The sequence below is a fragment of the Streptomyces sp. NPDC014006 genome (genome assembly GCF_043088925.1).
Lineage (GTDB): Bacteria > Actinomycetota > Actinomycetes > Streptomycetales > Streptomycetaceae > Streptomyces.
Genome location: NZ_JBICAJ010000003.1, coordinates 627,276 through 652,928, shown reverse-complemented (window position 1 = coordinate 652,928; position 25,653 = coordinate 627,276). Strand labels below are relative to the sequence as shown.

General features: G+C 73.4%; 16 protein-coding genes, 1 tRNA gene and 1 riboswitch. Of the genes, 7 read left to right on the top strand and 10 right to left on the bottom strand.

Features of this window, described 5'->3' with window-relative positions; translation table 11 throughout:
- Positions 1 to 352: 352 nt before the first annotated feature.
- The gene (locus ACF1GV_RS15210; RefSeq protein ID WP_391680414.1) at positions 353 to 907 is read right to left on the bottom strand and encodes a MarR family winged helix-turn-helix transcriptional regulator; all 555 of its coding nucleotides are present in this window, start codon (positions 905 to 907) and stop codon (positions 353 to 355) included.
- Between the two features lie 134 nt (positions 908 to 1,041).
- Between ACF1GV_RS15210 and ACF1GV_RS15205 the strand changes: the two genes are divergently transcribed.
- A complete protein-coding gene (locus ACF1GV_RS15205) occupies positions 1,042 to 2,301 on the top strand; it encodes an MFS transporter (RefSeq protein ID WP_391680413.1) in 1,260 nt (419 codons plus the stop codon).
- A gap of 27 nt (positions 2,302 to 2,328) precedes the next feature.
- On the opposite strand, the gene ACF1GV_RS15200 is transcribed toward ACF1GV_RS15205, so the two are convergent.
- Both ACF1GV_RS15200 and ACF1GV_RS15195 read right to left on the bottom strand, forming a co-directional pair.
- The gene (locus tag ACF1GV_RS15200; protein WP_391680411.1) at positions 2,329 to 3,984 is read right to left on the bottom strand and encodes a SpoIIE family protein phosphatase; all 1,656 of its coding nucleotides are present in this window, start codon (positions 3,982 to 3,984) and stop codon (positions 2,329 to 2,331) included.
- 241 nt (positions 3,985 to 4,225) lie between these two features.
- Complete coding sequence (locus ACF1GV_RS15195) at positions 4,226 to 5,605, bottom strand: NAD(P)/FAD-dependent oxidoreductase (RefSeq protein ID WP_391680409.1); 1,380 nt, start codon at positions 5,603 to 5,605, stop codon at positions 4,226 to 4,228.
- A 382-nt stretch (positions 5,606 to 5,987) separates the two neighbouring features.
- Between ACF1GV_RS15195 and ACF1GV_RS15190 the strand changes: the two genes are divergently transcribed.
- Complete coding sequence (locus tag ACF1GV_RS15190) at positions 5,988 to 6,755, top strand: TetR family transcriptional regulator (RefSeq protein WP_391680407.1); 768 nt, start codon at positions 5,988 to 5,990, stop codon at positions 6,753 to 6,755.
- A 226-nt stretch (positions 6,756 to 6,981) separates the two neighbouring features.
- Positions 6,982 to 8,904, top strand: coding sequence for a sigma-70 family RNA polymerase sigma factor (locus tag ACF1GV_RS15185; protein WP_391680406.1), 1,923 nt, complete (start codon positions 6,982 to 6,984; stop codon positions 8,902 to 8,904).
- Here the strand turns inward: ACF1GV_RS15185 and ACF1GV_RS15180 are convergent.
- Together ACF1GV_RS15180 and ACF1GV_RS15175 are read right to left on the bottom strand one after the other, a co-directional pair.
- Positions 8,891 to 12,196: an ATP-binding protein gene (locus ACF1GV_RS15180; RefSeq protein WP_391680404.1), complete on the bottom strand. Its 3,306-nt coding sequence runs from the start codon at positions 12,194 to 12,196 to the stop codon at positions 8,891 to 8,893. The genes ACF1GV_RS15185 and ACF1GV_RS15180 overlap by 14 nt on opposite strands.
- Before the next feature lie 587 nt (positions 12,197 to 12,783).
- Positions 12,784 to 14,883: an asparagine synthase-related protein gene (locus tag ACF1GV_RS15175; protein ID WP_391680403.1), complete on the bottom strand. Its 2,100-nt coding sequence runs from the start codon at positions 14,881 to 14,883 to the stop codon at positions 12,784 to 12,786.
- 712 nt (positions 14,884 to 15,595) lie between these two features.
- Between ACF1GV_RS15175 and ACF1GV_RS15170 the strand changes: the two genes are divergently transcribed.
- From ACF1GV_RS15170 to ACF1GV_RS15155, 4 genes are all read left to right on the top strand, one after another.
- Positions 15,596 to 17,017 (top strand): MFS transporter, encoded by a 1,422-nt coding sequence (locus ACF1GV_RS15170; RefSeq protein WP_391680402.1) that lies wholly within the window; start codon positions 15,596 to 15,598, stop codon positions 17,015 to 17,017.
- Positions 17,018 to 17,092: 75 nt separating this feature from the next.
- Positions 17,093 to 18,313, top strand: a complete 1,221-nt coding sequence (gene lhgO / locus ACF1GV_RS15165; protein ID WP_391680401.1) for an L-2-hydroxyglutarate oxidase — start codon at positions 17,093 to 17,095, stop codon at positions 18,311 to 18,313.
- Positions 18,314 to 18,453: 140 nt separating this feature from the next.
- A complete protein-coding gene (gene trmB / locus ACF1GV_RS15160) occupies positions 18,454 to 19,296 on the top strand; it encodes a tRNA (guanosine(46)-N7)-methyltransferase TrmB (protein ID WP_391680400.1) in 843 nt (280 codons plus the stop codon).
- Between the two features lie 50 nt (positions 19,297 to 19,346).
- Complete coding sequence (locus ACF1GV_RS15155) at positions 19,347 to 20,720, top strand: PrsW family intramembrane metalloprotease (RefSeq protein ID WP_391680398.1); 1,374 nt, start codon at positions 19,347 to 19,349, stop codon at positions 20,718 to 20,720.
- Between the two features lie 51 nt (positions 20,721 to 20,771).
- Here ACF1GV_RS15155 and ACF1GV_RS15150 read toward each other — a convergent pair whose 3' ends face one another.
- The 5 genes from ACF1GV_RS15150 to ribA form a co-directional block, all read right to left on the bottom strand.
- Complete coding sequence (locus ACF1GV_RS15150) at positions 20,772 to 21,716, bottom strand: aldo/keto reductase (protein ID WP_391680396.1); 945 nt, start codon at positions 21,714 to 21,716, stop codon at positions 20,772 to 20,774.
- Between the two features lie 144 nt (positions 21,717 to 21,860).
- Complete coding sequence (locus tag ACF1GV_RS15145; RefSeq protein WP_391680395.1) at positions 21,861 to 22,892, bottom strand: M23 family metallopeptidase; 1,032 nt, start codon at positions 22,890 to 22,892, stop codon at positions 21,861 to 21,863.
- Positions 22,893 to 22,903: 11 nt separating this feature from the next.
- Positions 22,904 to 23,060: riboswitch (cyclic di-AMP (ydaO/yuaA leader) on the bottom strand.
- A 241-nt stretch (positions 23,061 to 23,301) separates the two neighbouring features.
- The gene (locus ACF1GV_RS15140) at positions 23,302 to 24,423 is read right to left on the bottom strand and encodes a PP2C family protein-serine/threonine phosphatase (protein ID WP_391680394.1); all 1,122 of its coding nucleotides are present in this window, start codon (positions 24,421 to 24,423) and stop codon (positions 23,302 to 23,304) included.
- Between the two features lie 380 nt (positions 24,424 to 24,803).
- Positions 24,804 to 24,877 (bottom strand) — tRNA-Met (locus ACF1GV_RS15135).
- 93 nt (positions 24,878 to 24,970) lie between these two features.
- On the bottom strand, positions 24,971 to 25,615 hold the full coding sequence (ribA, locus tag ACF1GV_RS15130; RefSeq protein ID WP_391680393.1) for a GTP cyclohydrolase II: 645 nt from the start codon (positions 25,613 to 25,615) through the stop codon (positions 24,971 to 24,973).
- Positions 25,616 to 25,653: the final 38 nt, after the last annotated feature.

The following is a 25,653-nucleotide window of genomic DNA, read 5'->3' as shown; positions in this document are numbered from 1 at the left end:
GGTGCTTTCCAGGTTCTCGCTCTCGCGTTTCCCTTTCCGGCGTTTCCGACTCTATCAGATCCTTTCGGCGTCTGACCCCCAGTCAGCGGGGTTTGTCTTCCCGGCCGTTGGGCCGTTCCGACGTCTCAAACCTTAGCGGATCCTTCCGGCGATTCCCAATCGGGCCGCCGAGTCCCTATTCGAATTGAATTCGGGCACGCCGAAATCAATCCCGTTGGGAGATCGTGCTGGTGATTTGAGGTGCCGCTCGAGGCGGCGGGAGGTGCCGTCGCAGAACCGTTACGGCCCCGCGGCAACCCGAAGAACTCTACGGATCGGGGAGGGGGTTGTCAAGCGCGCCCTGTCAACCTCTTTAGTCGAGGTCGGTGAGCCGGCCGCCGGCGTCCGGCTGGGCGTGCTCGACGCGGCGCAGCAGGCGGGTCAGCACCTCGTCGAGGACGGTCCGCTCGGCCGGAGTGAGGTCCTGGAGGAGCTCCTCCTCGAACACCGACGCGAGGCGCATCGCCTCCAGCCACTTCTCCCGGCCCTCTGGGGTGAGCTCCACGATCACGCGGACGCGGTTGGACTCGTCGCGCTCCCGGGTGACCAGCCCCTCGGCGACCATGCGGTCGATCCGATGGGTCATGGCGGCCGGTGTGAGGCCGAGTCGCTTGGCGAGCTCTCCGGGCCCCATGCGATAGGGGGCGCCGGACAGGACGAGGGCCTTGAGGACCTCCCACTCGGCGTTGCTGATGCCGAGCTCGGCGGTCTGCCTGCCGTAGGCGACGTTCATGCGGCGGTTGAGCCGGGAGAGCGCCGAGACGATCTTCTCGACCTGGGGGTCGAGGTCCTGGAACTCGCGCTGGTAGGCCGCGATCTGCTCTTCGATGGTCGGCTCGGCGCCGAGCGTGCCGGAGGTGTCGCCCATGGCCGCAGTATGGCACGACCGTCCTTTGCCTTGAAGTCCTTCGACATGTACTCTTTAGCTTCGAACTTTAACTTCGAAGTCTTCACTCCTAACTAGTGAGAGAGGTGAACGTGACCAGGGAGAAGGGTGCAGCGATGCGCCGGATCCACGTGGGCAACGCACTCAGCGCGTTCGGGCTCGGCTTCACGGTCCCTTACCTGTACGTCTATGTGGCGCAGGTGCGGGGCCTTGGTGCCCTGACGGCGGGGATGGTTCTCGCTGTGTTTGCCGTGGCCGCGCTGATCGTGCTGCCGTTCGCCGGTCGGGCGATCGTGCGGCGCGGCCCGCTGCCGGTTCTGCTCGCCGCCCTGGTCACCGCCGCGCTCGGAGCGCTGAGCCTGGGTCTGGCGAGCACGTCGGCCGCCGTACTGCTGTCGGCGGCGGCGCTGGGGGCCGGGCAGGCCGTCATGCAGCCGGCGCTGGCGACGGTGATCGTGGACTGCTCGACCACGGAGACGCGGTCGCGGGCGTTCGCGATGCAGTTCTTCCTGCAGAACCTGGGGCTCGGCGTCGGCGGGCTCATCGGCGGGCATCTGGTGGACACCTCGCGCGTGTCGTCGTTCACTCTGCTGTTCGCGATCGAGGCGGCGGTGTTCCTGCTGCTGGTCGTGGTGATGGCGACGGTGCGGATACCGCACGCGCCGAAGGTCGAGGACGCTCCCGCCTCGGCGAAGGGCGGCTGGAAGCGGCTGCTGGGCAATCGGGCCATGGTGCAGCTGTGTGTGCTGGGCTTTGTGCTGTTCTTCGCCTGCTACGGACAGTTCGAGTCCGGTCTGAGCGCCTACGGCGTCGAGGCCGCCGGGATATCGACGTCCGCGCTGGGGACGGCGCTGGCGGCGAACACCGCGATGATCGTGGTGGCGCAGTTCGCCGTGCTGAAGTTCGTCGAGCGTCGCCGGCGCTCCCGTGTGATCGCGGCCGTGGGACTGGTCTGGGCCGTGGCGTGGCTCGCGGCCGGGTACGCGGGGCTGGGGCACGGCAGCCAGGAGATGGCGACGGCTGCTTTCGTCTCGACGTACGCGCTGTTCGGGCTGGGCGAGGCGATGCTGTCGCCGACGGTGGCGCCGCTGGTCGCCGATCTGGCGCCGAGCGGGCTGGCCGGGCAGTACAACTCCGCGTTCGCCCTGGTCAAGCAGCTCGCTCTGGCCGTCGGTCCGGCGGTGGGCGGTCCCATGGGGGCCGCGCTGCACGCGCCGTACATCGTGACCTTCCTGCTGTTCTCGCTGGCGATCAGCGTGCTGGCGATACGGCTGGGGAGCCGGCTCACCGAGGTGCAGGACCAGCCGTGGCGGACCCGTAGCCGGGTCGTCCAGCGCGGTGGCGCGCAGGCGGACGCGGTGACCGCGGACGCGTGAGCGCGCGCGTCTGCCGCCAGGGCCCCTCTACGTCTTCGGCAGGGCGAACTCGCACCACACCGCCTTGCCTCCGCCGGGGGTGCGTCTGCACCCCCAGTTGGAGGCGATGGTCGCGACGATGGCGATGCCCCGGCCGGACTCGTCGGCCGGTTCGGCGCGGCGGCGCCGGGGCAGGTGGTCGTCGCCGTCGGTGACCTCGACGATCAGCCGGCGGTCGGTGCGGCGCAGGCGCAGCTTCATCGGCGGTGTGCCGTGCTGGAGGGAATTGGCGACGAGTTCGCTGGCGGCCAGCACGCCGAGGTCGTGGAGCTCGGGCGGGAAGCGCCAGCTGGTGAGGACGCCGGAGGCGAAGGCACGCGCGCGGGGGGCCGCCTCGATGCCGCCGAGCAGTTCCAGGGCGGCGTTGCGGAACAGTTCGCTGTCGGGTCCGGTGCGTGCGGGGTGCTGGAGGACCAGGACGGCGACGTCGTCGGCGTGGTCGGCGGTGACGCCGGCGGAGCGCACCAGGCGGTCGCAGACGACCTGGGGCGTGCCGGTGGCGCCGGCCAGGGCGCGCTCCAGGGCGGCGATGCCCTCGTCGAGGTCCTCGTCCCGGCGTTCGACGAGGCCGTCGGTGTAGAGGACGGCGGTGGAGCCGGGGGTGAGCGGGATGGAGCCGGAGGTGTGCATCCAGCCGCCGGTGCCGAGCGGCGGGCCGGTGGGTTCGTCGGCGCGGTGCACGGTGCCGCTCTCGTCGCGCACCAGGATCGGCAGATGCCCGGCGGAGGCGTACATCAGCCGGCCCTCGTTGGGGTCGTGCACGGCGTAGACGCAGGTGGCGATCTGGTTGGCGTCGATCTCGGTGGCCAGGCCGTCGAGGAGCTGGAGCACTTCGTGCGGGGGCAGGTCGAGGCGGGCGTAGGCGCGCACGGCGGTGCGCAGCTGGCCCATGACGGCGGCGGCGCGCACACCGCGGCCCATGACGTCGCCGATGACGAGGGCGGTGCGGCCGCCGCCGAGGGTGATCACGTCGTACCAGTCGCCGCCGACGGCGGCCTCGGTGCCGCCCGGGTGGTAGGTGGCGGCGACGCGCAGGTCGTCGGGTGCCTCGAGCTCCTGCGGGAGCAGGGAGCGCTGGAGGGTGACGGCGGTTTCGCGCTGGCGGCGTTCGCTGGCGCGCAGACGTTCGGCGGCCTCGGCGTGGTCGGTGACGTCGGTGGCGAAGACGAGCACTCCGGGGCCGCCTCCGTCACCTTCGGTGACGGGGGTGCAGGTGAAGGTGTAGGAGCGGCCGTCGGGGGCCTTGCGGGACTTCAGGGTGCGGGGCCGGCCGCTGCGCAGGACCTGGTCGAGCAGCGGGAGCAGGCCGAGTTCCTTCAGCTCGGGCAGGGCAGCGGCGGCGGGGGCGCCGGCGGGGCGGGGACCGAAGGCGGCGCTGTAGGCGTCGTTGACGTGGGCGAGGCGGTGGTCGGGGCCGTGGACGAGGGCGACCAGGGCCGGGACGCGGTCGAGGACCGCGCGCACGGACAGGTCGTCGACGGCCGGGACGCCGGGGGCCGGCGTCGTCCCGTCGGCGGGCCGCTCGGCTCGGGCCGCGGGGACGGAGCCGTCGCCCCGCCGGTCCGCGGTGGTCGTGGCGTCGGTCCGCGCGGCGGCGCGGCGCTGCGTTCCGGGGAGCCGGGCGCTCCAGCGCGTGAAGTTCACGAATCCTTGCCTCGTGTAGTCGTCGTCGGCCGGCTCCGGGGCCCGGCCTGGGCTCTCGGGGCCGGGCGGCGGTGGCCGCACATTGTTGCAGCACCCGGGACATGCAGCACTTGGGACAGCCTCGCATTGACTTCGCGGACGGGTGGCGGCCCGCCCGGGCTCGGTGATCAGTCTTGCAGGGTGGCCCTCCGGGCCGACATCCGTCAGACGCCGCGGTGGCCGGTGGAGTTCCTGGGTCCGGCTAGTTGGACCCCTTCGGGTCGTTCTTCGGATGGTCGGAAGGCTTTCCACCGGCGGCCAGTTCGAACTCCGCGCGGGGATGTTCGAATGATCCGAGGGAGACGATCTCCCGTTTGAACAGTCCCGACAGAGTCCATTCCGCCAGCACGCGCGCCTTGCGGTTGAAGGTGGGCACGCGGCTGAGGTGGTAGGCGCGGTGCATGAACCAGGCGGGATAGCCCTTGACTTTGCGCCCGTAGACGTGTGCGACCCCTTTGTGGAAGCCGAGGGAGGCGACCGAGCCGACGTACTTGTGGGCGTAGGTCTGGAGGGGCTGCCCGCGCAGGGAGCGCACGAGGTTGTCGGCGAGGACCGCGGCCTGGCGCACGGCGTGCTGGGCGTTGGGCGCGGTCTCGGTGCCGGCTTCCTTCGCGGTGACGTCGGGGACGGCGGCGGCGTCGCCGGCGCTCCACGCGTGCGGGGCGCCGTCGACGGTCAGTTCGGCGGTGCACTTGAGCCGGCCGCGCCCGGTCAGCGGCAGGTCGGTGGCGGCGAGCACCGGGTGGGGTTTGACGCCGGCCGTCCACACGACCGTCCGGGTGGGGAAGCGGGCGCCGTCGCTGAGCACGGCGACGCGGTCCGCGCAGGACTCGAGACGGGTGTTCAGACGGACGTCGATGTTGCGGCGGCGCAGCTCGGTGACGGCATAGCGGCCCATCTCGGCGCCGACCTCGGGCAGGATCCGGTCGGAGGCCTCGACCAGGATCCACTTCATGTCCTCGGCGCGGACGTTGTGGTAGTAGCGCGCGGCGTAGCGGGCCATGTCCTCGAGTTCGCCGAGCGCCTCCACGCCGGCGAAGCCGCCGCCGACGAAGACGAAGGTGAGGGCGGCGTCGCGGATCGCGGGGTCGCGGGTGGAGGAGGCGATGTCCATCTGCTCGATGACGTGGTTGCGCAGGCCGATGGCCTCCTCGACGGTCTTGAAGCCGATGCCGTGCTCGGCGAGGCCCGGTACGGGCAGCGTGCGCGAGACGGAGCCGGGGGCGAGGACGAGTTCGTCGTACGGCAGACGCTCCGGGGGTGTGTCCTTCTCCTCGGTGGCGAGGGTGGCGACCGTGGCGGTGCGCGCGGCGTGGTCGACGGCGGTGACCTCGCCGATGACGATGCGGCAGTCGGGCAGGAAGCGGCGCAGCGGCACGACGACGTGACGCGGGGAGATCGCTCCGGCCGCGGCCTCGGGCAGGAACGGCTGATACGTCATGTACGGATTCGGCGTGACGATCGTGATCTCGACCGCGCCTTGCCGCAGCTCCCCTCTGAGCTGCTTCTGCAGGCGCAGGGCCGTGTACATCCCGACGTAGCCGCCGCCGACAACGAGAATGCGCGCACGTTCCTTCACCATCCCATGACGCACCCGGCGCTGCCGTTTGTCCACAGGCCCGGCGATTTGTGTGACCGGGAGCCGGGGATGCCCAGACATGGCCGAAACGTCGGAGTCTGGGGCAGCTGTGCAGGTCAGCCAGTGTGCGCCGGGGTACGCCGGGGGGTGTTTTCGGGACGTATGCGGCCCGTACTCCGATCGGGGGGCGCTCCGTGCGGAACCTGCCCCTTCTGAATTGACTCCCTCTCAACTATGTTCGTATACACGACGGGGTGTCTGGGGGAGACGCTCATCGGGCCCGAGAGATCGCACGGCCGGGCCCGGGCACGCGACGCTTGTCCGCGCGCCCCGGCGCGTTCTTAGGGGAGTCTCCGGGGGGAGACGTCATAACCGGGGGATCATCATGCACATTCAGGACTCTCACTGGTCGTCCGCATCCGCTCTGGCCGCCGGCGGGGCGGTGAGCGCGGCGGGGGGCCACGGGCGCGGGGACGCGGCGCGGACCACGCCGCTGCGGGTGGACGCCCAGCGCAATCTGGAGCACGTACTGCGAGCGGCGCGCGAGGTCTTCGGCGAGCTGGGGTACGGCGCGCCGATGGAGGACGTGGCGCGGCGGGCGCGGGTCGGTGTCGGCACGGTCTACCGGCGCTTTCCGAGCAAGGACGTGCTGGTGCGGCGGATCGCCGCGGAGGAGACGGCCCGGCTGACGGAGCAGGCGCGTACGGCGCTGGGTCAGGAGGACGAGCCGTGGTCGGCGCTGTCGCGTTTTCTGCGCACGTCGGTCGCCTCGGGCGCCGGGCGGCTGCTGCCGCCGCAGGTGCTGCGGGTCGGGGTGGCCGAGGAGCAGGCTCCCGCGGCGGGCGCCGGTGGCGTGCTCGACGAGGCGCGGGTGCCGCAGCAGCGGTCGCAGCCGGGCGCCGGTGAGCTGCGGTTGGTGCCGGACCACGGCGTGATGGACGACGCCGGTGCCTCGGCGCTGCTGGAGGTCGTGGGCCGGCTCGTGGAGCGGGCGCGCGCGGCGGGTGAGCTGCGGCCGGACGTGTCCGTGTCGGACGTCCTGCTGGTGATCGCCACGGCGGCGCCCTCGCTGCCGGACGCGGCGCAGCAGGCGGCGGCCTCGGCGCGGCTGCTGGACATCCTGCTGGAGGGGCTGCGCTCGCGTCCTGTGTGAGCCGTGCGGGTGGGCGCGCCGGGCCACCTGGCGCGCCCGCCCCGCACAACGCCGCTGTCAACGCGATCCGTTGAGTCTTCCCCGAAGGAGTGACGTTCAGTACGCCCGTGCGTCATGTCCGCCCGGACGAGTGGTTGCCGCGCACTGCGGGCCATGGTCGAAAGCCGGTATGGCACGCTGACCCGGTGTTCGGGACTGGTGGGGCAGGCGGCGGGGGCTTTCCGCGATGAGCGTTGACGGGCGGGACGAGTCACTCGACGACGAGGACGCACAAGCCGGCGGCCCGGCCTCACCCCAGGTACCGCCCCAGAGCAAGCGGAACCCGGTGCAGAACAGCGGTCCCGCGGGCCCGGCGGACGGTATTCCGGCCCAGCGGGAGTGGCGCGAGGACAGCGTGCTGCCGCCGCCTCGCCCGCTCCCCGCGTCCGACGCCGGCCTCATCGAGCGCATGCGCTCCGGCGACGACTCCGCCTACGAGGAGCTGTACCGCCGGCACGCCGGTGCCGTCCGCCGTTACGCCCGCACCTGCTGCCGCGACGCCCACACCGCCGACGACCTGACCGCCGAGGTCTTCGCCCGCATGCTGCAGGCCGTGCGCGGCGGCTCGGGCCCCGACCACGCCGTCCGCGCCTATCTGCTCACCTCCGTGCGCCGCGTCGCCGCGCGCTGGATCCAGTCGGCCAAGCGGGAACACCTCGTCGACGATTTCGCCGTCTTCGCCCAGCAGGCCGCCCGCTCCTCGGAGGTGGCCGACGACGACACGTTGGACCTCGGCGCCGATGTGCGCGCCATGCACGAGGCCGAACAGTCCATGGCCATGCAGGCGTTCCGCTCGCTCCCCGAGCGCTGGCAGGCCGTGCTGTGGCACACGGAGATCGAGGACGAGTCGCCGAGCGAGGTCGCCGTCCTGTTCGGCCTGGACGCCAACGGCACGCGTGTGCTGGCCAGCCGCGCCCGGGAGGGCCTGAAGCAGGCCTACCTCCAGGCCCATGTCTCCACCGCGCTGGCCGGCGACGAGGAGTGCGCCCGCTACGCCGACCAGCTCGGCAGTTACGCCCGGCGCAAGCTGCGCACCCGCGCCGAACGGGGGCTGCGCAAGCACCTCGAGGAGTGCGCCAAGTGCCGGCTGGCCGCCAGTCAGATCGAGGAGGTCGCCGGCAGCATTCCCGCCGTGGTGCCTCTCGCCGTCGTCGGCTGGTTCGGCGTCGCCGGGTACGCCAAGGCGCTCGGACTCGTCGCCGGAGGTGCCGGAGCGGGTGCGGCGGGCGCCGCGGGCGCGGCCGCGGCGGCGAGCGGCGGCTCCTCCGGCTCGGCGGGCGGCGCGGCGGCCTCGGAGGGGCTGGGCGCGCCGGTGAAGGCCGGTATCGCGGCGGGTGTGGTGGCCGTGGCCGCCGCGGCGGTGGCGCTCGCCCTCGTAGCCGACGACAGCCCCGCCAGGAAGCCCGCGGCGGCGCCGCCCCTGTCAGCGCCGGTCGTGCGGCCGCAGCCGCCCACCCCGGCACCGCCTCCCCCGCCCAGGCCCGCCCCGAAGCCGATGGTCGCAGAACCGGCCCCCACCCCGTCCCCGACGCCCACACCGACCCCCGCCCCGAGCCCGTCACCGAAGCCGAAACCCGAGCCCCGGCCCAGGCCGACACCGCCGCCCACACCCACCCCGGCACCGACACCCACCCCGGCACCGACACCTCCCCCGACACCGCCCCCGCCGCCGGCCCCGGCCGTCTACCAGTGGAGCGAACTGTCGTACGACATCGCCGGTGACGGCACCAAGCCGGAGATGCGGCTCGCCGGAAGCAGTTGGGTGTGGCAGCGCTACGGCCTGTCGATCGGCGGCAAGCAGTACGACCGCGGGGTGAGCGTGCACGGTGACTCCTCCGTCACCATCGACCTCAACCGCTCCTGCACCGCCTACGACGCCCTCGTCGGCGTCGACGACATGACCCTGAAGCTCGGCAAGGTCTCCTTCTCCGTCTACGCCGACGGTGTGCGGCTGTGGCGGTCCGGCCGGATCAAGGGCGGCGACAGTGCCGTACCCGTCCATGTGGACCTGACCGGCCGCAGGACCGTCACGCTCGTCGTCACACCACACAGCCACTTCGACACCCTGGCGGTCGCGGACTGGGCGGAGTCGAAGTTCACCTGCGGCTAGACCCGGAGCCCACCGGATGGTCGCCCACGGCGGCCTCCAACTCCCCCAGGGCGTCACCGACGGCGAGCGCCGCGCCACGCGCCCGCTCGGCGGCATACGCGGCGGCGGACAGCTCCGCGCGGGCCGCGGAGTCGACCCGGTCGGCCGTCGAGCGTTCCGGTTGCGGGCGCGGCCGGCCGTCGCGCCAGCCGTCGGAGGCCGCCAGCAGCCGCAGCGCACGCGGCAGATCGCCCAGGCGCGCCAGCAGATCGGCGGCCATGTCGGCCAGCGAGGAGGTGACCACCTCCGAACAGCGCGTCGCCACGGCCTCCCGCAGCGCCTCGGTGAGCAGCGGCAGCCCGTGCTCGGGGCCGGACTCGGCGGCCGTGACCAGGGCGCCGACCGCCTGCAGCAGGGCCAGGAACTGCGGGGGCGGAGTGCCGTTGCCGATCTCCGTGCCCGCCGCCTGCCACAGCTCGCGCGCGGCGCGGAGGTCCCCGTCGTCCAGGGCGAGTTGTGCTCGCAGCAGCAGGATGAACGACCGGGAGTCCACCACCGCGTACCGGTCCGCCGCCTCGCTCGCCTCGTCCAGTGCGCGCCGGGTCGCGGCCCGGTCGCCGGAGCGGTAGGCGATCTCGGCGAGCCGCGCCAGCAGGAACGGCGATTCGGCGAGGGCCCCGACCTCGCGGGCCAGCCGCAGCGCCTCCTCGTACTCCGCCCTGGCCTCGGCGAACCGGCCACGCGCCATGGCCGCCTCACCGACCGCACTGCACACCTGGGCCCGCATCCAGCGGTCGCCTGCGCGCCGGCTGAGCGTCCGCAACTCGGCGAGGTCCTCGTCCAGACCGGCCAGGCCACCGGACGAGTCGACGACGGTGTGGGCGCGGAACATCAGGGCCACGCCGAGCTCCCAGTCACCGCCGTGCGACCGGCAGTTGGCGACCGCCGCGTCCAGGGCGGGCCGCACGTCGTCGCGGCTGTGCAGATGGAACAGGGTGATCGGCCAGACCAGGCCCGGCAGCCGGGCGGCGCAGGGGCCACCGTCCTCGAACACGGCCCGCACGCGCGTGAGGTAGCGCTCGAACCGCTCGTCCCGCAGCAGCTGCTGCCCCGCCTCGGACTCCACGGTGAGGAACAGGTGCAGCATCCGCAGCTCCATCCGCAGCGAGTGCAGCGGATGGCGCACCTCGCCGTCCGGCGCCTCGAGAAAGGCACCCACCGGATCCACCCGAGCCGTCTCCACCCGCAGGTCGCCCCCGCTGCCCCGGACCCGCACGGAGAGGGAGTCGCGGGCGGCACCCAGGCGCAGGACACGCTCCGCCCAGCCGGTGGCCTCCTGACGGTAGTTGCGCAGCCACCAGAACCACCCCATGGCGAGGACGAGCGCCGCCGCCTCCGCTTCCTCCCCCTCGGCGAGGGCGCGGTCCAGCGCCGCCCGAATGTTGTCCAGCTCGCCCTCCAGGCGGGCGATCCACCGCAGCTGGTCCGCCGACCGCAGCCGCGGGTCGGCCTCCTCCACCAGCGCGCGCACCCAGGCGCGGTGCCGCCGCTCGGCCTCGGCGCACAGCCCGGGTACCTCGGCGGCGCGCTCCGCGGCGTACTCGTGGATGGTCTCGAGCATGCGGTAGCGCATACCGCCGGAGTTCTCCCGCTCGTCCGGGGTCGCGACGACGAGGGACTTGTCGACGAGCGCCCCGATCAGCTCCGTGGCCGGGCCGGAGCACACGGCCTCGGCCGCCGCGAGGTCCCAGCCGCCCGCGAACACGGACACCTCGCGCAGCACCGTCCGCTCCTGCTCGTCGAGCAGGTCCCAGGACCAGTCGACGACCGCGCGCAGGGTCTGCTGGCGGGGCAGGACCGTGCGGCTGCCGGAGGTCAGCAGGCGAAAGCGGTCGTCGAGCCGGTCGGCGATCTGCCGGGGGGTCAGCAGGCGCAGCCGGGCGGCCGCCAGCTCGATGGCGAGCGGCAGCCCGTCCAGGCGCCGGCAGATCTCCGCGACGGCCTCCGTGTCCGCCAGGGCGGCACCGGCGTCGGGACGGACGGCGGTGGCGCGCTCGGTGAACAGGTGGCGCGCCTGGTCGGGCAGCAGGGGCTCCACGGGGCGCACGGACTCGCCGGGGACACCCAGGGGTTCACGGCTGGTGGCGAGGATCGTGAGCCCCGGGCAGCGGGTCAGGAGCGTCTCGGCGAGGTCGGCGGCCGCGCCGATGACGTGTTCGCAGTTGTCAAGGATCAGCAGCTCGCTGCGCGGGGCACAGTGCTCGACGAGCAGGGCGACGGGGTCGTCCTGCCAGGGCGCCGACTCGTTGGTCATCAGCACGGTCTCGCGCAGACCGAGCGCACTGACCACCGCGTCCGGCACCGCCTCCCAACGGTCGAGCGGCGCCAGCTCGACCAGCCACGCCTGGGGGAGGCCGGCGGCGGTCTCCTCGGCGAGACGGGTCTTCCCGGAACCGCCGGGTCCGGTGAGCGTGACCAGACGGGCCCTGTGCAATTCGGAACGGATGGCGGCGAGCTCGGGTTCCCGTCCGACGAAACTCGTCAGCCGGGGCCGCAGATTGCCGGTACGGCGGGGCGACGGGACTGGGGGCACCGCAGCCGGAGCGAGCAATTCCCCATACAGGGCGCGCAGTTCCGCACCAGGGTCGGTGCCAAGGCCGTCGGCGAGGGTCCGACGGGCGGTTTCGTACGCGGCGAGGGCGTCGGCGGTGCGGCCCGTGTCGCGCAGGGCGCGGATGAGCAGGGCGTGCAGCGGCTCGTCGTACGGATGCGCGGTGGTGAGTTCCCTCAACTCGGGCACGGCGTCGGCGGCGCGGCCGATCAGCAACAAGGCCTCGGCCCTGGCCCGGATCGCCTCCCGGCGAAGGGCCTCGGGGCGGGCGGCGGCGGTGCGGTCGGGAAGGTCGGCGAGCGCGGGCCCGCGCCACAGCGCGAGGGCGTCGTCGAGCGTGCGGGCGGCGGTGCCGGCGTCACCGTCCGCCAGGGCTCGGGTGCCGTGGCCCACGAGCCGCTCGAAGACGTACAGATCGACGTCGTACTCCGCGGCGACGAGACGGTAGCCGCCGGGGCTCGATGCGACGGCGTCCTTGCCGAGGGCGCGGCGCAGGCGCCCGACGAGGGCCTGCAGGGCGGCGAGCGCATCCTGCGGCGGAGCGTCCGCCCAGACCTCGTCGATGAGGGCGCCGGGTGCGGTGACGCGGTCGGGCCGCAGGGCGAGCGCGGTGAGCAGCGCACGCAGACGGCTGCCGCCGGGGGTGACCGGCCGGCCGTCTTCGTCCACCACTTGGGCAACGCCAAGGATTCTGTACCGCACGGGGTCATTGTGTCGGGCCGGACGTCAACGGCACCGGGCACCGCGGTGGGCTGCGCGCCCGGCGTTTCTTTGTGCCCGGCGTTGGGCTACGCGCCCGGCGTTTCGTGGTGCCCGGTGCTGTGGCTGGCCGGGGTGGGTCGCGCAGCCCGGCGCTGTCGGGGCACCGCCCGCGCCCACCCGTGCCGCCCTGGGGGTCCCCCTGCTCGAAGAGCTTGGGGGGGCACGACTGCCCGCGGCTTGGCAGGACCGGACTGCCCGCCCGCAGCTGAGCGGGTCGAGGCGCGCCACGGCGTTGGTGCAGTCGCCGACGGCGGGAAGGGGACGGGGTGGGGGGCGCCCGCAGCGGCCGGCACCGGGCAGGGTGCCCTTCTGAGATGCGGGCGGCCGGACCGAGGACGGACACCCCCCATCCCGGCCCTGCCCCACAACGCACCGCAGGCGCTATCGCAACCGGCCACCGGACAGCAACGGGCCCCGCAGGCACAAAGGGGCGCGGGGCTGTATTCGACATGCGGCTCCGCCGCGTGGGCGCGACCAGCCACAACGCAACCCGCACCCGAAACACGACCAGCCGCCGGCAGGCCCCGTCAACCCCGCCCGCTCTCAATCCCCCGCACCGACTCCACCGCCCCCCGCGGCCTCACGATCCCCCCCGGCACCGCCCGCGCCCGCGCCGGCGTCCCCGTCCAGCAGGTGCCGCGTCGCGACAGCAGGCGCCGGAGCCACAGTTCGAGGGAGATCAGATCGGCCAGCCCGTCGAGCGGCAGAGGCTCACCCGCCACCGCGCCCCGCAGGGCCTGACGCACGACCCGCGCCTCGATCAGCCCCGCCTCCGCGAGCAGCGGAGAGTCGAACAGCTCCAGCAACGGCTCGGAGGCCACCCGCAGCCCCGTCCGCGCCGCCGCAGCGGTCGGCGCGTGGGACGGCGCCCCCCAGCCGGGCGGCAGATCGGTCACGCCCGCCCCCTTGAGCACCGTCCGCAGGATGTCCGCCCGTGCCCCCGGCCGCACCCGCAGCGTCTCCGGCAGTGCCCGGCACGCCCGGACGACCTGGTTGTCGAGGAACGGCGCGTGCAGCCGCTGGCTGCGGATCTCCGCCGCCTGCTCCAGCACCCGCAGATCCGCCGCGTGCCGGGCCAGCGCCGCACGCGCGCGATAGTCACCGGGCCGCTGACCGGGCCCCACCCCGGACCGGTGGGTCGCCCCTTGCAGGCGAACCGATACTTCAGCCAGCGCCTCCCCGGTCAGCCAGCGCGCGGCAGGCCCCGGCCTGGCCCAGGTGAGCGCCGCCAGGGACGCCCCCACGGCCCCCTGGGGTTCGTCGAGCCGCCGGTCCATCAGGCGCGCGGCGAGCACCTCGAGGCCCGTGCGGTAGGGCGTGCGGGCGAGCCGCCGCGCCGCGCCGTACACGCGCGCGGGAACCAGCACCGACCCGTCCGCCTTCGCCAGCGCGGCCACCGGCCGCACCAGATGGCGCCGCTTGCGGTCCATCAGCAGGTCGGCCAGCCGCGCGGGATGGGCGTCGAGCACCTGCCGGGCGCCGTATCCGATGAAGTGGTCCGCGCTGCCCGAGGCGAGCCGGGCGCGATGCCGGGCGGCCGCCACCAGGGAGGGCCCGGGCTCGTCCGTCAGCGGCCCGTCCAGAGCGGCGTACGGCAGGACCTCCTCCCCGCCCGTCACGACGACGTGGTGCAGGCGCGGGTTGGCCGCGAGTGCGCCGGCCCGTTCCAGTTCGGCCTCACGGCCGGGGACGGCGAGGTCGTTGAAGGTGACCGCCAGCAACCGCTCCCCGGCGCCGGTCCCGTGTCCGAGGAGCGTGCCCGGCATCCCGGGCAGCCCGGCGGCGAGCAGCGCGAGCGTGCTGGAGGCGGGGCCGCCGGAGAGGTCGGCGCCGATGCCGGGCACCGGCATCCCGCGGGCGGCGCGGCGTTCGGCGGGCCCCATCCCGGGCACCGGGCCCGGGTCGAGGTCGGGCACGTGCCGTGGCGCGGCCATACGCGCGCGTACCGCTTCGATCAGCGCCTCGCGCACACCGTCGACCGCGCAGTCAGGGTCGGCCGGGGGCGCGGCGACCGCGAGGGAGGCGACGGGCTCGTACCCGGCGATCTCGCGGGCCCCGGTGCGCAGGATCAGCGCGTGCCCGGGAGGGATGCGGTGCACGCCCGCGTACGGCGTCGAGTCGTGCAGCGCGGCGGGGACGTCGGGGGCGGCCAGCAGCGCGGCGAGGTGGCCGAAGTCGAGGTTGGCCTCGATGAGGTCGGCGAGCGGCAGCGCGGCGGTGGCGTAGGCGGTGCCGCCGGCCCAGGGAGTGTGGAACACCGGTCGTGCGCCCGCGAGGTCGCCGCAGACGGTGACGCGGCGGCCGACCTTGACGACGGCCGTGTAGCTGCCGGGCCAGGCGGTCAGGTGGCGCAGGGCGCCGCCGCGCGCGGCGAGCAGCCCGACGCGCAGCTGTTCGTCGCTCGCGCCGCACAGGCCGAGGACCGCCATCCGGGTCTGGTCGTCGGCCTTGACGAGGCGTACCTCGTCGGGGCGCCAGTCGCCGACGGCCCACAGGGGGTCGGGGTCGCCCCACAGGAGCTGGGATCCCACCGGGTGCACGGTCTCACCGTCGTACCCGGTGGCGCCGGCGGAGCCGGTCGCCGCGGCTCCCGCGGCGGTGCTGCTCCATCCCACCAACCACCGCATCGACGCCTCCACAGGCTGTGGACAACCAGTGCACCGTACGAACGGTTCACCATGCTGCCACGAAGGACACGCCGCAGAGGTGCGACAGATGCGCTCATGCTCCCCCGAGTGCGCCCCCGCCGACCCTGATCGCGCCCCGGTCACCCTGGCGCCGGCACCGTCGACTCCCGCGCACGGTACGGCATCTGCGGCGCGAATGCGCCCCCTGTGCGCTCCTCCGCAATACCCCGTGCGCCCTCAACTGCCGTGGTGGGAGCGGAAATCAAACGAGAGGCACGGGGGCGAGTTTCGGCCAATTCGGCGTCTCGGCACGGCCGTTGGATCACCGTTGTGCACGCTCCGTGCAGGTTCTGCGCACGACCGGCACGCGTGCGGTCCGGGAGGCTTGTGGCGCCTCCCGGACCGTTCCGCCGCCCGCGGGGATGAAGGCGGCGGCATCCCCCAGCCCACTGGATCCAGTACAGCGGGCCGACCCACGCAACGCCCATGGAACCGCTCCCGAGATGGCTGGAGAAGAGCGCACGTGCGGGCGCACGACCACACGTCGGGAGCGCGCCACGACACAGCGTGCACGGCCCGTACTCCCGTGCGGACCACAATCCCGCCAACCGGAACAAAGCCCCTTAACGCTTGGAAGCCAAGGAACTACGCTGGGTTTACGAATGCCGCGTGGTTATGCCAGAGCGGCAGCCGGCTTTGTCGAGGGGTGGCCATGTCCAGGGAGCAACGCGGGCCGAACGAAAAGCTCGGCGCCGTTCTCGCCCTCGCGGGAATCAGCAACGCAGGACTCGCCCGGCGCGTCAACGACCTTGGTGCGCAGCGCGGGTTGACTCTTCGCTACGACAAGACGTCGGTGGCGCGCTGGGTGTCGAAGGGCATGGTGCCGCAGGGTGCCGCGCCGCACCTCATCGCGGCCGCCATCGGCCAGAAGCTGGGCCGTCCGGTCCCGCTGCACGAGATCGGCCTCGCGGACGCCGACCCCGCGCCGGAGGTGGGTCTCGCCTTCCCGCGGGACGTCGGACAGGCGGTGCGCTCGGCGACGGAGCTGTACCGGCTGGACCTCGCCGGGCGCCGGGCCGGCTCCGGCGGCATCTGGCAGTCGCTGGCCGGATCCTTCGCGGTGAGCGCGTACGCGACGCCCGCCTCGCGGTGGCTGATAACCCCGGCCGACAGCTCGGTGGCGCGCGAGGCGGCCCCCGCGGAGGGGGTGGGCGCACCGATCAAAGTCGGCCACAGCGACGTGCAGAAGCTGCGGGAGGCCGCCGAGGACGCCCGGCGGTGGGACTCCAAGTACGGCGGGGGGGACTGGCGTTCGTCAATGGTGCCGGAGTGCTTAAGGGTCGAGGCGGCACCGCTGCTGCTCGGCTCCTACTCCGACGAGGTCGGCCGCGCCCTGTTCGGCGCGACCGCCGAGCTCACCCGGCTCGCCGGGTGGATGGCTTTCGACACGGGCCAGCAGGAGGCCGCGCAGCGGTATTACATCCAGGCGCTGCGCCTGGCGCGCGCGGCGGCGGACGTGCCGCTGGGGGGATACGTCCTGGCGTCGATGTCGCTGCAGGCGACGTACCGCGGCTTCGGCGACGAGGGCGTCGACCTCGCGCAGGCCGCTCTGGAACGCAACCGGGGGCTGGCCACGGCCCGCACCATGAGCTTCTTCCGCCTGGTCGAGGCACGCGCGCACGCACGCGCCGGTGACGCGCAGGCCGCCGGCACGGCGCTGAAGGCCGCGGAGAGCTGGCTGGAGCGCGCCCGGCCCGGCGACCACGACCCCTCCTGGCTGGGCTTCTACTCCTACGACCGGTTCGCCGCCGACGCCGCCGAGTGCTACCGCGACCTGAAGGCGCCGCGCCAGGTGCGCCGCTTCACCGAGCAGGCGCTGTCGCAGCCGACCGAGGAGTTCGTCCGCTCGCACGGACTGCGGCTCGTGGTCGCCGCGGTCGCCGAGCTGGAGTCGGGCAACCTCGACGCGGCCTGCGAGCAGGGCGTGCGGGCGGTGGAGGTCGCCGGACGGATCTCGTCGGCGCGCACCACGGAGTACGTGAAGGATCTGCTGCACCGGTTGGAGCCGTACGGCGACGAGCCGCGCGTGGTCGAGCTGCGCGAGCGGGCCAGGCCCCTGCTGACCACGGCCTGACCCGAGCCGGAGACCGGCGGCGCCGCACGCGTTTGAAGGCGTTGTCAGTGGCGCAGTGCACTATCGAAGCGGGAGGTGGTGCAGGTGCGGCAGAAGGTCGCGTACGACTGTGACGTGCTGGTGGTCGGCGGTGGCATCGTCGGGCTGTCCACCGCGTACGCGATCACGCGTGCCGCGCCGGGGACGCGGGTGACGGTGCTGGAGAAGGAGCCGGGCCCGGCCCGGCACCAGACGGGGCGCAACAGCGGCGTCATCCACAGCGGCATCTACTACAAGCCGGGTTCGCTCAAGGCGCGCTTCGCGGTGCGCGGCGCGGCGGAGATGGTCAAGTTCTGCGCGGAGTACGGCATCGCGCACGCCGTCACTGGCAAGCTGATCGTCGCCACGGACCGGGACGAGCTGCCCCGGCTGCACGCGCTGGTGCAGCGCGGCCGGGAGAACGGCATTGCGGTGCGCGAGCTGGGCGCGTCCCAGATCGCCGAGTACGAACCGGAGGTGCGCGGCCTCGCCGCGATCCATGTCGGCACGACCGGGATCTGCGACTTCGTCGCCGTCGCCCGGCAGCTCGCAGAGGCCTCCGGCGCGAAGATCCACTACGGCGCACAGGTCGTCCAGGTCGACCGGCGGCCCTCGCTCGGCGTCGCCGTGCGCACGGCGGACGGCGATGTCGTCCGCGCCCGCGTCCTGGTGAACTGCGCCGGGCTGTACTGCGACGAGGTGGCCCGGCTCACCGGCGACGACCCCGAGGTGCGGATCGTCCCGTTCCGTGGGGAGTACTACGAGCTGGCGCGCCCGGAGCTGGTGAAGGGCCTGGTCTACCCGGTACCGGACCCGGCGTTCCCCTTCCTCGGGGTCCATCTGACCCGGGGCATCGACGGCGGCGTCCACGTGGGCCCCAACGCGGTGCCGGCCCTGGCCCGCGAGGGGTACGGCTGGGGGGTCGTCCGGCCGCGGGAGCTGGCGGGGACCTTGGCCTGGCCCGGCTCGTGGCGGATAGCCCGCCGCCACTGGCGGTACGGCGCGGGTGAGCTCAGGCGGTCGGTGTCCAAGGGAGCGTTCGTGGACGCGGTACGACGGCTGCTGCCTGCGGTGGAGGAACGGGACCTGGTGCGCACGGATCCGGGGGTACGGGCGCAGGCGGTCCTACGGGACGGAACGCTGGTGGACGACTTCCTGATCCGTGAGGGAGCACGCACCGTGCACGTCCTGAACGCCCCGTCCCCGGCGGCCACGGCATCCCTGCCGATCGGAAGAGAGGTGGCGCGCAGAGCACTGAAGGCTCTCGCGGAGGCGTGACCGACGTGACTGCAGCCGACCCAGGCGCGGGGAACCGCGCGACCGGCCCTCACCCACCCGCACACGCCCGACGACCCGCACCCAACCCCACAAGCCGCGCCCCGCACACCGCCGCGCGCCTCCGTACAATCGATCCCACTGTGTCTGACTCCCTCAACGCTCCCGAAACCCACCGGCCCACCCCCGCAGCGGATCCCGGCGTCTCCGTGCGGCACACCCGGGCCACGGGTGAGCCGCGGTTCCCGGACGGGCCGAAGGCCGACCCCGCCGGGTCGCACTTCGAGCGTCGCATCCGCAGCTTCCAGCCGCGCCGCAGCCGGGTCACCGCCGGGCAGGCGGACGCCCTGCAGCGGCTGTGGCCCAAGTGGGGGCTGGACATCGACGGGCAGCGCACCCTCGACCTGACCGAGCTGTTCGGCAACGACAGCCCCGTCGTGCTGGAGATCGGCTTCGGCATGGGCGAGGCCACCGCGCAGATGGCCGCAGCCGACCCCGGCACCAACATCCTCGCCGTGGACGTGCACACCCCCGGCCAGGGCAATCTGCTGAACCTCGCCGACCACCACGGCCTGTCCAACATCCGCGTCGGCAACGGCGACGCGATCATCCTGCTGCGCGAGATGCTCACCCCCGACGCGCTGGACGGCCTGCGCGTCTTCTTCCCGGACCCGTGGCCCAAGAAGCGGCACCACAAGCGCCGGCTGATCCAGCCGGAGTTCCTCACCCTCGCCGCGACCCGGCTGAAGCCGGGGGCGATCCTGCACTGCGCCACGGACTGGGAGCCCTACGCCGAGCAGATGCTCGAGGTACTCACCGCGCACCCCGACTTCGAGAACACCCAGCCGGACGGCGGCTTCGCGCCGCGCCCCGCCTTCCGGCCGCTGACCCGTTTCGAGGGCCAGGGCCTGGACAAGGGCCACGTCGTGAACGACCTGCTCTTCCGCCGCGTACCGCATCCGCGGGACGACCAAGATCCGGACTGACGCCACCGTCAACGTCGCGAGCGACGCTCTCCCTCGTTAGGGTCAATGCCGTGGCCACGAGTCCCCCGTATCCGACATACCCCAGCGGCCCCGGCGACGGTGCGCTCCATCACCCGCACTGGTGGCAGCGCAGAGGGGTGCGGTACGGCGCGCTCATCACGCTGCTCGCCCTGTCCGGTCTGGTCATCCTCGCGCTGGTGCGCGAGCAGACCGGCACCGAGGGCTTCCTGGTCGGGCTGGGGCTCGCCGTCTTCCCCGTACCGCTGCTGCTGACCGCCTTCCGCTGGCTGGACCGGGTGGAGCCCGGCCCCTGGCGGAACCTGCTGTTCTCGTTCGCCTGGGGCGCCTGCGCGGCGGCCCTGATAGCGATCGTCGCCAACAGCTTCGCGACGAAGTGGATAGCGACGGCGACCGCGGACCCCTCGGGCGCGGACACCCTCGGCGCGACGGTGATAGCGCCGATCGTGGAGGAGTCGGCGAAGGCCGCCGCCGTCCTGCTCGTCTTCCTCTTCCGCAGACGCGACTTCACCGGGATCGTCGACGGCGTGGTGATAGCCGGCGTCACCGCGACCGGCTTCGCGTTCACCGAGAACATCCTCTACCTCGGCACCGCCTTCGGCACCGACCAGCTCACCGGCGGCCGGGGCATAGCCTCGGTCACCGCGGCGACCTTCTTCGTCCGCGTGATCATGTCGCCGTTCGCGCACCCGCTGTTCACCACCATGACCGGCATCGGCTTCGGCATCGCCGCGCTGTCCGGCGGCGGCCGGCGCCTGCGCCGCGTCCTGCTCCCGCTGGGCGGACTACTGCTCGCCATGGGCATGCACGCCCTGTGGAACGGCTCGGCGTCCTTCGGCCCGTTCGGCTTCTTCGCCGTGTACGGCGGTTTCATGATGCCCGCGTTCGGGCTGCTGACCTGGCTGGTGATCTGGACCCGGCAGCGTGAGCTGCGCACCGTGCGCGAGGAGCTGCCCGCCTACGTCGCCGCGGGCTGGCTCGCGCCCGCCGAGCCGTTCGCGCTGGGCTCGATGCGGGCGCGCCGCATGGCCCGCGAGTACGCCGCCCACCACCTGGGCAAGCCGGCCGCCAAGGAGGTCGCACGCTACGAGGCCTACGCGACGTCTCTGGCGTTCCTGCGGCACCGGGGCCGCCGCGGCCGCGCCGGCGCCGACTTCGTCGTACGGGAAAGGGAGCTGCTGAACGAGGTGTGGCGGCTGCGGGCGCTCGCCCGGCCGGCGCTGGAGTACGCGGCCCGGGCGGCCGCGCCCCCGGTACCTGTGATGCTGCCCTGGCCCGCGCAGCCGTGGCCCGGTCCCGGGGCGGCGCGGCCGTACCTGCCGTACGCCGGGCAGGCGGGGTACGCGGGGTACGCCGGGTACGGAGCCCATCCGGCGTACCCGGCGTACAACCCCTACCGGTCGTAGCAGCCGCAACGGCAACCGTCACCGAGCGCCGCGGACGCCGGAGAGCGTCGGTCAGGCCGACGCCCGCGTCAGCCGTGCCAGCTCCGCTTCCGTCAGGGTCAGCTCCGCCACGCTCAGCAGCGCCGGGAGCTGGTCCGTGGTGCGGGCCGAGGCGATGGGGGCGGCGACCGTCGGCTGCGCGGCGAGCCAGGCGAGGGCGACCGTGGCCACGGGGGCGTCATGGGCCTGGGCGACCTCGTCCAGGGCGGTGAGGACCGCGCGGCCGCGCTCGGAGTTCAGGTGCTGCGCGGCGCCGCCCGCCCGCGGGCTGTCCACGCTCGCCCCGGGCCGGTACTTGCCGGTGAGGAAGCCGGAGGCCAGCGCGTAGTACGGGACGGCGGCGAGGCCGGCGCCGGCGGCGACGTCCTGGAGGTCGCCCTCGTAGGTGTCGCGCGAGACGAGGTTGTAGTGCGGCTGGAGCGCCACGTACCGGGCGAGGCCCTCGCGGTCGGAGAACTCCAGGGAGGCCCGCAGGCGCTCGGCGGAGATGTTGGAGGCGGCGATATGGCGGACCTTGCCGGCCTTCACCAGCTCGTCCAGGGCGCCGATGATCTCCTCGACCGGCACCTCGGGCTGGTCGTAGTGGGTGTAGTAGAGGTCGATGTGGTCGGTGCCGAGGCGGCGCAGAGAGGCGTCGGCGGCGGCCTTGATGTTCGCCGCGCTCAGTCCCCGGTACTCGGGGTGCTGGCTGACCTTGGTGGCGATGACGACGTCGTCGCGGTTGCCCCGGGCCTTGATCCAGCTGCCGATGATCGTCTCGGACTCTCCGCCCTGGTTGCCCTCGGCCCAGGCGGAGTAGGCGTCGGCGGTGTCGATGAAGTTGCCGCCGGCGGCGCTGTAGGCGTCGAGGACGGCGAAGGAGGTCGTCTCGTCGGCGGTCCAGCCGAAGACGTTGCCGCCGAGGGCGAGCGGGAAGACCTCGAGGTCGGACGCACCGAGCTTGCGAAGAGCAGTCATGCCCCGTTTCAACGCCCCGGCGTCATCGGCCCATTCCGCACGGAAACCAACAGCGGGCAAACACTTGGGCGCACACGAACCGGCAGCCCTGACGTCGGGGGGTGTGCCGTCAGGACCGCCGGGGATCGGGAGCCGGACGAGGTGTCAGGGGTTGAGGCCCTTGTCCTGCAGCCACGCCATGGGGTCGATGCCGGAGGCCTGCCCGTCGGGGTGCACCTCCAGGTGCAGGTGCGGGCCGGTGACGTTGCCGGTGGCGCCCACGCGGCCGATGACGTCCCCGGTGGCGACCTTCTGCCCGACGCTGACGCTGATCGACGACTGGTGGCAGAACCACAGCTCGGTGCCGTCGTCGAGGGTGAGGATCGTGCGGTAGCCGTAGGAGCCGGCCCAGCCCGCCTCGGTGATGGTGCCGCTGTGAACGGCCTTGATCAGCGTGCCGGTGGGGGCGGCGAAGTCCAGGCCGGTGTGGTAGCCGGAGGCCCACATGGAGCCGGCCTGCCCGAAGCGGGAGGTGAGGGTGTACGAGGAGGTCGGCAGCACGTACTGCTTGGCGAGCTCGGCGAGGCGCTCGGCCTCGGCCTTCTTCTTCGCCTCCTCCTCCGCCTTCTCCTTCGCGGCGGCGGCCTTGGCGGCGGCCTCCTTCTCGGCCTGCGCGGCGGCCTCGGCGGCCTGCTTGACGACAGCGGCCTCGGCGGCGGTCTGCGCCTTGACGTCGACCTGGACCTGCTGCGACTCGGCCTGCGCCATGATCCGGTTGCGCAGCGTCTCACCGGCGCCGGCGGCCTGCTGCCCGTCGTCGGTGATGACGCCCATGTCGGTGAGCGGGGTGGCGGAGCCCTGGGGCCGGTCGTCCTCGTGGTCGGAGATCAGCGAGGCGACCGAGGGCAGGTCGGGCATGGAGATGGAGACCGGCGGCTTGCCGGTCTGCGCGCTGGCCATACCGCCCGCGCCGACGGCGGCGATAACGCCGACGCCGAGGACGGTGGAGCTGCGGGCGAGTCCGCCGCGCTGCTTGGCGACGCGGTGCCGGCCGCGGACGGGACGGACGGACTCCTCGGTGGGATTCCACTCCTCCCAAGGGCCCTCGTCGGTGCGGTGGCCGCCGTAGACCAAGGTCTCGGGGCCCTGCTGGTTCGGCACGGACGGGGCTGTCGGGGCAGGCCGGTTGGACGCCACGCGGGCGTACTCCTTTCCTTCCGTCTCGCCTACCGGGTTAGCTGACGGGTTCGGAGCAGGAAGGTCTCCTACGCGCGTATACCGGCCGTCGATCGACGGCGGCTGACGCGAGATTCACCCCAAAGTGGTGGTTCCCCGGTTCCCTACGGGATTCGGCGCGTGAGCGCGGAGCCGTCTCTTGTGACGGCTGGGACGACCGCGCTGCGTTATCGAACGTTAATAGACCGGGTAGCCGGATTCCAAGCCGTTCGTCTTGATCATTAACATTCTTGGCCTGGACTTTCACGCCACGACCGGCCCAAAAGGGGCGACTTGACCGCCCCTCAGGCGTCACGTCCAAAACCTTGTTTCGGTGATGGTGCATCAATTGTTATGCACAGGGCGCTCGTCCGCTCACACATGGTGACCTTCACGGTCGGCGTACGGCGAGCAGCGCCATGTCGTCCGCCATGCCGCCGCCGGAGTGCCGCCGGACATCCTTCGCGACGGCGGCGAGCAGGGCGCCGGGCTCGGTGACGACACGTCCGGTGAGTCGCGCCTCGACGTCGTAGAAGCGGCCGTGGCGGTCGCGGCTCTCGGAGAGGCCGTCGGTGTACAGCAACAGCGTGGCGCCGCCGGGAAGCGCGGCCTCCTCCGAGCGGTCGGGCCAGGGGGCCAGCTCGCCCATGCCGAGCGGCAGCGCGGGTTCGGCGGGCAGCAGCGTGCGCAGGGTGCCGTCGGCGTACAGCAGCACCGGCGGCGGATGGCCGCGGTTGAGGACGCGGACCACCCAGTCGCCGTGCGGGAGTTCGGCGAGGACGGCGGTGGTGAACCCCTCGAACGCGTCCAGCCCGTCGCGCCGGGCGCCCTCCCGGGCCAGCGCCTGCTCCAGCCGCTGGGCGACCGCCTCCAAGGTGGCCTCCTGCTCGGCGGCCTCCCGGAACGCCCCGATGACCACGGCCACGGCGGCGACCGCGCCCATCCCCTTGCCGCGCACGTCCCCGACGATCAGCCGGACACCGTACGGGCTGTCCTGAACGGCGTACAGATCGCCGCCGATGAAGGCGTCGGCGCGGGCGGCCTCGTAGCGGGCGGCGATCTGGAACACGCCGATCTGCTCGGCGGGTTCGGGCAGTACGGCGCGCTGGGCGGCCTCGGCGACCTCGCGCGCGGAGGCGAGCTGCTCGCTGCTGCGGCGCGCGAGGGCGTTGATCAGGACAGCCAGGACGGCGACCGTGGCGACCGTCACCAGCTCGGTGACGGCGTCCGTGTGCCAGACGATGCCGATCGTCAGGTGCAGGCCGAGCACGACGGCGACGGCGGCGAGCCCGGTGAGCACGGTGCCGCGGCGGCTGTAGAGCGGGGCCGCGACCAGGGGCGCGGCGGTGAAGAAGGGGGCCGCGGTGAAGTCGGACGGGGTGCAGTAGTCGTAGACCGCGCCGGCGGCGATCAGCAGCGCCGGCAGGATCCGGACGAAGGCCCGCGCGACGGAGATCCTCCGGCCCTCCTCGGGCCGCGGCTCCCCACCGCCCCAAGGGCCTGCGTCCGGCACAGGGTCACCTGGCAGCCGCACGGCGGCACCGGGGGCGCGTGCGCCGGGGCTGAGATCGAGGGCGGGGGCGCAGCCGCGGGCCCCGGGGTCGGTCCCGGCGTCGGGAACCCACCCGTCGGCCAGGGAGTCCCTCCCGGCCTCGGGAACGCGCCCAGCGGTTCGGGGGTACGGCCCGTCGTCCGTCGCGTCACCAGGCCGCACCGCTCGTCTCCCACCGTCCCTGTCGGTCGTCGTCCCGCCCGTCCAGGTTTGCCGGTGCGGGCGCGGACGGCGAGTGGTGAGGGCCGACCGGATGACGCCGGGCGGCAGGCCCGGAGGAGCCGGCCGACAGAAAAAACCGAGGGCCGGAAACCTTTCGGCTTCCGGCCCTCGGCCTTCAGTAGCGGGGACAGGATTTGAACCTGCGACCTCTGGGTTATGAGCCCAGCGAGCTACCGAGCTGCTCCACCCCGCGTCGTTGTGACTCCAGTGTACGCCATCCGCGGGGCACCCGACGACCACGTTCCTCCAGGGGGTCAACCCGGCGTCCCGCCGGAGTCCTCCGCGCTCAGCTCACGCCGCGGTCCGCCAGCTCGGCGAGGGGCAGCGTGTGCTGGGTCTGCAGGACCTTGGCGCGCAGGTAGCGCACGTTGTGCGGAGTGGAGAAGACACCGGTCGGCACCCGGTCGCGCACGTCGAGGCCGAGGGTGCGCAGCTGGCCGGCCTTGTCGGGGTTGTTGGACAGCAGATCCAGCGACCCGATCCCGAGGGCGGTGAGCATCTGTGCGGCGGCGGTGTAGTCGCGGGCGTCCTCGGGCAGGCCGAGGGCGGCGTTGGCGGCGTAGGTGTCCAGGCCCTGGTCCTGCAGGGCGTAGGCGTCGAGCTTGTTGTAGAGGCCGATGCCGCGTCCCTCCTGGCGCAGGTAGAGCAGGACGCCGCCGCGGTCGGCGACGCGTTCGACGGCCTCGCGCAGCTGGGGGCCGCAGTCGCATCGGGCGGAGCCGAAGACGTCGCCGGTCAGGCACTCGGAGTGCAGCCGGACGAGCGGGACCGCGCCCGGTTCGCCGAGGACGACGGCCACGTGTTCCCGGCCGTCGACGAGGCCGTGGAAGGTGACCAGTTCGGCGTCGGCGCGGTAGCCGTCGGCGAAGTGCAGCGGGACCCGGACGCGGGCGCGCGGGGTGGCGGCGGGGACAGCGGGGGCGTCGGCCATGCGGGTGCTCCGGGTTCCGTCCAGCTGCTTCAGATTTG